Here is a 7,192-nt window from a genome sequence, read left to right on the forward strand (position 1 = left end):
CCGCCCATACAATCTTTCTAGGCATGTTATGACTTCAATGTCGAACAACACCCAAAAGCATTTTATTGTTGAGCAGATTCCACTACCGACTTGGGTAAGTGATGAAAATGGCTTGATATTATATTGCAATGTAGAGTGTACAGAATATTGGCAGGATACTTTTTCTCCATTACCTCAGCAATGGTTAGATTTTATATCTCCTGTCGATTTAGACGAAGTCAAAAATAGATGGCTCGAAGCAATTCGCCTGCAAAAAAGAATAGAATTAAAATGCCGACTTTTACAAAGTAGCAATCAATATAGATGGTGCAAACTTTCCATTCAAGCATCTAAATATCGTGGCTCTTCTCTAGCGAGTGAATGGTATGTCAGCTTTTTAGATATTGATCACGATATTCAAGAGCAACAAAACCTGCAAAAGAATATTGAAATACAAAATCAAATGTTAGACATCAGTGTAGATTGTATTAAAGTATTGAATGTAGACGGCACAGTTTCTCATATGAATAAATCAGGATGCCTCGCGTTAGGTGTTCCTGTCGATGAAACAAAATTTGGGATGAAATGGCTTGAGCTATTGCCACCTCATATTCGTAAACGTGGACGCGTGGCTTTAAAAAAAGCCCTTCAAGGCAAAGTTGCCAGATTCGCTGGAATGAGTTGTTTACCAGATCAGGACCCTGAATATTGGGATAATATGTTGACCCCGATTCATCGGGAAAATGGTGAAATCATACAAATACTGTGTGTATCCCGTAACGTGACTCAACAGCATCTGACAGAAAATCAACTTAGAAATATGAGTGAAAGAGATGAGCTGACCGGATTATGTAATCGGCGTTCATTTAAATTTCAACTTAAACGCACTCTTGCATATTCAAAAGACAGCCAAACAAGTGTGGGTTTACTATTAATTGACCTTGATCATTTTAAGCATATTAATGACACATTAGGGCATAGCGCAGGCGACCATCTTTTAAAAGTTTTATCCAAACGGTTTAGTCATTGTGTTGATGATGAAAGATGCTTTGTCGCAAGACTGGGTGGAGATGAATTTGCGGTTATTATTAATAACCTTAAATCTGAAAGTGATGTGCGTGACTTAGCCGCAATCTTACTTCAGCAGCTAAATCAACCTATTACCTATTTAGGTAATGTTTTAAATGGTGGTATGAGTATTGGTTGTGCAATTTATCCTCAAGATGCCGTCGACCAATCAGGTTTACTCAGTTGTGCAGATATGGCATTGCATGATTTAAAAGCACGTGGTCGTGGTGGTATTCGCATGTATGACCCATGCATGATGCAAATGACCGAAACAGTCGCTTCTCAGCTTAATTTAGCACGTCAGCTTATTCGTCATCATACCATCCAGCCCTACTATCAACCTAAAGTAGATTTAAAAACTCATCGTGTTGTAGGTTTTGAAGCTTTATTACGATGGCATACAACTTCCGCTCAAAGGGGTTATCCTTCTCAAATTGCAGAAGCTTTTAAAGATTATAATTTAGCGAGTAAAATCGGTGAAACAATGCAACATCAAGTTTTACGTGATATTGCAAAATGGATAGATCTTGGTATTAAACCCCTTCCTGTTTCACTCAATGCTGCTCCAGTTGAGTTTTTAAGAGACAACTATGCTGAACGGCTTTTGAAAAAGATCAATCAATTTCAAATTCCAACACATTATATTGAAGTAGAAGTCACTGAACATATGTTGGGCGATCGAGGTTCAGAGTATGTGATCCGTGCACTTAACAAATTAAAACAACATGGCGTACATATTGCTCTAGATGACTTTGGTACAGGTTTTTCATCGCTCACCCATATTCGTGACTATCCAATTGATAGTTTAAAAGTAGACTGTAGTTTTATACAAAAGATGCAACATGACCCATCAATTTATGCGATTGTTCAAGCAATTGGATTACTCGCTCCAAATTTATCACTGGGACTCATTGCAGAAGGAATTGAAACCCCTGAACAAGAAGAATTACTTCGACAATTTGGATATAGTATAGGTCAAGGATTTTTGTTTGAATCTGCTATAGATGCCAATCAAGTCATTTCAATACTTAAGCAGAATCAACCTTACTTAGAAAGTCATTATCATGCTTTAAGATAAAATCTCTCATTTTCCCCCATACTAAAAACAAACAATAATCTTTCAAAAATTGTTCATAATATAAGCATAAAGATAATAAATCGGTGTTTTGGCACCATACATTGTCACAGGACAATAAGGAGCAATATATGAGTTATCACCATATCTTGGTTCCAGTCGATGGTTCTCCTACCTCACTCATTGCTGTAAATCATGCAGCAGCACTTGCTAAGGCCTTTGGTAGTAAAGTGACTCTAGTATATGCGCTTACTATAGATCCTTTTATTTCTGTAGAATTCATTGATAGTACAGAATTAGCTCAGGATTATTTTAATAAAGCTAGAGCATCTATTCAGGGTATTTTAGACCAAGCGAAAGAACAATTTAGCCAACATGGAATTTCTGTTGAAACAAAAATTGTTGAGGGTCAAACAATTCATACAGAAATTATTAAAGCAGCGACTGAACTCAAAGCAGACCTGTTAGTTATTGGTTCTCATGGTCGAAAAGGGTTTAAAAAGTTCTTCTTAGGAAGTGTGACTCAAGCTCTTTTAGGAGAAATTCATTTACCGGTATTAGTCGTAACTGAATAGTTTTTTCTTAATCTTAAAAAAACCGATCTTATGTAGATCGGTTTTTTAATTGCCTGTGTTATTGAGCTTTATATGTAAATTTAATCAGAGACCCTGGGTTTTCTAATGTGTTCGTTACAGAGCCATCCTCTTTTTGGACATTTCCAGCAGTATCAGTCAACACGTATAAAACATTCCCATCTGGACTTGCAATCACGTCACGATAACGGTTGTTACTTTTAAATATTGGGACAGCGTCATCATAAGTCGCACTATACGTTGGATCTAACTTAATACGGAAAATAACTCCGCGTTTTAAAGACGGAACCAACAACGTATTTTCCCACCCAGCAATTGCTTTTTTGCCACCCTTATAGACATAAGCAGATGACGGCGCAACGGTTGGCCAGCAAATGTAGGTCATATCCCCACACGTTGGGTCATTATAGTTGTAGGTATCCTGCACGGTATATAAAGTTTTTAGCGGCGGTACAAAGTTTTTACCAGTCCATTCAGATTCTTTCGTTACAGGTACACCTGCAGCTACTTTTACTCCGTTTTGCCCTAAATCTTTAATTTGTGACTTATTGGTTGCTGCCGAATAATTTGCATAGGCATAACCACTATCATCTTTGTAACCCGCTACATTTGGCCAACCATAGTTACCACCTTTAACTATGAGGTTAATTTCATCGTCAGAGTTTGGACCTTGTTCAGATTGCAACAATTTACCATTTGGAGTAAATGCTAAGCCCTGTGGATTACGGTGTCCGAGCGTATAAATATGGCTAACCACCCCGTTAAAACTTGGATTATCTTTTGGAATACTTCCATCAAGATTTAAGCGTAGTACTTTACCCATATAGGTATGATAGTCTTTGCCATTCAACTCTTGTTGAGTCGGCGTATGTTGTGCTTGATTTGGCAAGAATAAATAAGCAAGCTGGTTACGTCCTTGGTCACCAATCGTGTAGTAAATCTTTTGGTCTGGACCAAAGACAAGACGACCGGATTGATGGTCTTTCGATGAAGGTAATCCTGCTAATAAATCGATTGGCTTCTCAAGCGTATCAGTTGACTTGTTATAGGTATATCGACGAATAATCGTTTGATTCGGTAGTTCTTTATCTGTAGATTTCGGATTTTTAAATGTACCTGAAATATAGATATAAGGATTATTTTTAAAATCAGGATGGAAAGCAAAGCCTAACAAACCATTTTGTCCATCCGCATCATTTACAATCTCAGGCACCTGAAAAACTGTTTTTACACTGCCCGACTCTGGATTCACTCTTAAAATCTTACCTGTTGCGCGCTCTGTTAACCAAATTTGATTATCAGGTCCCCACAACAAAGCATGTGGCTTATTTAAATTAGATAGAATAACTTTCTTGTCAAAGTTTTCTGATTTCGCTTTAGCAAATTGAGATGGAGTTAGAGGAACATCAGCAAATGCTGAGAGTGTAACTAGCTGAGCAGCGCCTAATAAAGCAATTTTAGCCAATAAATGTTTATTCATGTGTCCACCTTATAAATTGTCAAAATTTTCCGAGAATTTTTAAACCTCTAATAAAGGGTTTGTACGAGTTCTCTATATGATTTGTATTATGATGAATAACGAATCTATTAAAATCTAAATTTCTGAAAGGCTCTGTTGCATAAAAGTAGCTATTAAAAATGAACAAACTCTCTTTAAGATGAGCAACTTAACTATACGATTTATCTATTCATTTTATATCTGAAAATTTTTTGAAATGGCCATGAGTTAAATAAATATTTATTAACGAAGTAATTGATAGTTAAAAATTAATACTCAAAGAGACAATTCTAATTATAAAAATATACATCACTAAAGACTACAAGTTAGAAGCTGTAATTGAGAGCTATTTTTATAACGAAGGTGTCTTATGTGTGCAAACTTTAAACCTATTAAGAAAATACATGCCAATCAATTAGAGTTATTTGAACCCACTTTTGAATATAAGATGGATATTTTTCCAAGTGATGATTCCCCACTCATTTTATCGAATGAAAATGAGCTTGAGTGGAGAAAAGCTAAATTTGGAATGCTTCCCCCTTATGCCAAAGAAATTGCATTCAAATACGCAACGTATAATGCCAGAACAGAGACAGTACAACAAAAGCGCTCTTTTAAACATGCTTGGTTAAATAACCAATTTGCTCTAATTCCTGTTGATGCTATTTATGAACCTAAATATATCAATGGAAAAAGCACATTGGTATGGTATTTTCCGGAAAGATGGGCAACCTTTTACACTGGTTGCGATCTTTGAGGAAACACTTATTGATGAACAGAAAGTTAGATCAATGTCGCTATTAACAATCAATGCGGATCATCACCCTTTTATGAAACAATTTCATAAACCAGATGATGAAAAACGCTCAGTTATTGTAATACCAGACGATCTTAGAAATGAATGGCTCAACTGCACTCATTCTGAAGCAAAAGACTTTTTCTTAGATATGCCTGCGAATGAATTTACCTCAATGCCGAAAGCGGAAATGAAAAATTATGATTAAATCGGTTTAGTCGACTTAGGTTAGTCAGCCTTAAAAACTTATGCTATTCTTCGGGCACTTTTAAATGCCTCAAACTCTCTATACCTATGACACTTACGCCACCTTAAGTTTATTTACCCTTATCTATTGTAAATAACTCATCACTGTTTAGTGATGTGGTGTAATCGCTTGTGTTGGTATATCACATCACTAGCCTTTCAAAATTTAGAACTTAGGCTATTTCTCATGTTATCGAATGTCCGAGAACAATGGTTCTCTAATGTCCGCGCAGATATTCTTTCCGGTCTTGTTGTGGGTCTTGCTTTAATTCCAGAAGCAATTGCATTTTCAATTATTGCAGGCGTAGATCCAAAAATTGGTTTATATGCATCCTTTTGTATTGCCGTTATTATTTCTTTCGTAGGTGGTCGTCCCGCTATGATTTCGGCGGCTACAGGCGCAATGGCTTTAGTTATGACAACGCTCGTAAAGGACCATGGGCTTCAATACTTATTTGCAGCAACAGTATTAACTGGCGTCATACAGATTTTGGCAGGATATTTCAAACTCGCCAAACTCATGCGTTTTGTTTCTAAATCGGTGGTTATTGGATTCGTTAACGCTCTCGCCATACTCATCTTTATGGCTCAATTACCAGAATTGATAAGTGTGACGTGGCATGTTTACTTATTAGTAGCAATCGGCTTAGGAATTATTTATCTATTCCCCTATATTCCAAAAATTGGAAAGTTCTTTCCCTCACCTCTTATTTGTATTGTAGTGGTCACATTACTCGCTATTTTTTTAGGATTTGAGGTTCGAACAGTTGGTGATATGGGATCATTACCAGATACTTTACCTATATTTCTAATTCCGAATATTCCTTTTAATTTAGAAACTCTTCTTATTATTTTTCCATACTCGTTAGCCCTTGCCGCGGTTGGCTTACTTGAATCAATGATGACTGCAACAATCGTTGATGAAATGACAGATACATCTAGCGACAAATTTCAAGAATGTAAAGGTCAAGGTATCGCAAATATTGCTTCAGGTTTTATAGGCGGCATGGCAGGTTGTGCCATGATTGGTCAATCAATGATTAATGTAAAATCAGGTGGTCGTACACGCTTATCTACTTTCTGCGCAGGTATATTCTTACTTATTTTAGTTGTATTTTTAAGTGATTGGTTAAAAGTGATTCCCATGGCTGCTCTGGTTGCGGTCATGATTATGGTATCGATCAGTACTTTTGAGTGGAGCTCTCTGACTCAATTTAAAAATAATCCTAAAAGTAGTAATGTCGTTATGATCGCTACCGTTATTGTAGTGGTTGCTACCCATAACTTAGCGCTAGGTGTATTAACTGGTGTATTACTTTCAGCACTTTTCTTAGCAAATAAACTTGAAAATGATATTCGTATTGAAACTTCATTCGAGGGTCAAGCTCGTCTATATGAATTAAGAGGTCAAATATTTTTTAGTTCTTCTGAAAAATTTATGCAAAGTTTTAATTTTAAAGAAGAAATTAAAGAAGTCATTATTGATCTTACGCATTCTCATATCTGGGATGTGACTTCTGTTGCAATGCTAGATTCAGTAGTAAATAAATTTCAAAAGAATGGCATTCAGATTACTGTACGAGGCTTAAATGAAGCCAGCTCAATCATGATTGATAAATATGGTACTCATGCAAAAATTTAAGAAAGGTCCTTCGGGACCTTTTCCAATTTTAAAACTTCATTTATCAAGGTGATTTATATAACAACCGATTTGGGCTACCCGATGGGTCCTTTACCACATTACTACTTGCTTGATTTAAAAGATTAGTTGAGATTGTATGAGGTGTTGCAGTAGGCGTACTTTGTAACATTTCATAAAGAATCTCCATTTTTTTACTTCAGACATCGTTGTTATGATCAGTACAGTCTTTATATTTAGAGGTTAAAATCTTTTAGACAGGAATTTTTATTATATTCTCAATATATTATAACCAAGT

The 7,192-nt window shown here is 36.0% G+C and carries 4 protein-coding genes and 2 pseudogenes; 4 read left to right on the forward strand and 2 right to left on the reverse strand.

All coding sequences use genetic code 11. From position 1 onward, the window contains the following. Positions 1-28 precede the first annotated feature (28 nt). Positions 29-2,125 carry a sensor domain-containing protein gene (locus tag NL42_RS17465; protein ID WP_461313722.1) on the forward strand — a complete coding sequence of 699 codons (2,097 nt, stop codon included), beginning with the start codon at positions 29-31 and terminating at the stop codon, positions 2,123-2,125. A gap of 128 nt (positions 2,126-2,253) precedes the next feature. Beyond that, the gene (locus NL42_RS17470; protein WP_005046644.1) at positions 2,254-2,697 is read left to right on the forward strand and encodes a universal stress protein; all 444 of its coding nucleotides are present in this window, start codon (positions 2,254-2,256) and stop codon (positions 2,695-2,697) included. Positions 2,698-2,755: 58 nt separating this feature from the next. Here the strand turns inward: NL42_RS17470 and NL42_RS17475 are convergent, their stop codons facing one another. Further along, on the reverse strand, positions 2,756-4,195 hold the full coding sequence (locus NL42_RS17475; protein WP_461313720.1) for a glucose/sorbosone family PQQ-dependent dehydrogenase: 1,440 nt from the start codon (positions 4,193-4,195) through the stop codon (positions 2,756-2,758). Positions 4,196-4,583: 388 nt separating this feature from the next. Here NL42_RS17475 and NL42_RS17480 point away from each other — a divergent pair. After that, positions 4,584-5,217 (forward strand): annotated as a pseudogene (locus NL42_RS17480) (SOS response-associated peptidase family protein). A gap of 225 nt (positions 5,218-5,442) precedes the next feature. Then, positions 5,443-6,897, forward strand: a complete 1,455-nt coding sequence (locus NL42_RS17485) for a SulP family inorganic anion transporter (RefSeq protein WP_461313721.1) — start codon at positions 5,443-5,445, stop codon at positions 6,895-6,897. A 43-nt stretch (positions 6,898-6,940) separates the two neighbouring features. Here the strand turns inward: NL42_RS17485 and NL42_RS17490 are convergent. Continuing rightward, positions 6,941-7,078, reverse strand: a pseudogene (locus NL42_RS17490) (S8 family peptidase); the annotation flags it as partial. Positions 7,079-7,192 lie beyond the last annotated feature (114 nt).

The organism is Acinetobacter sp. GN11 (assembly GCF_054823985.1).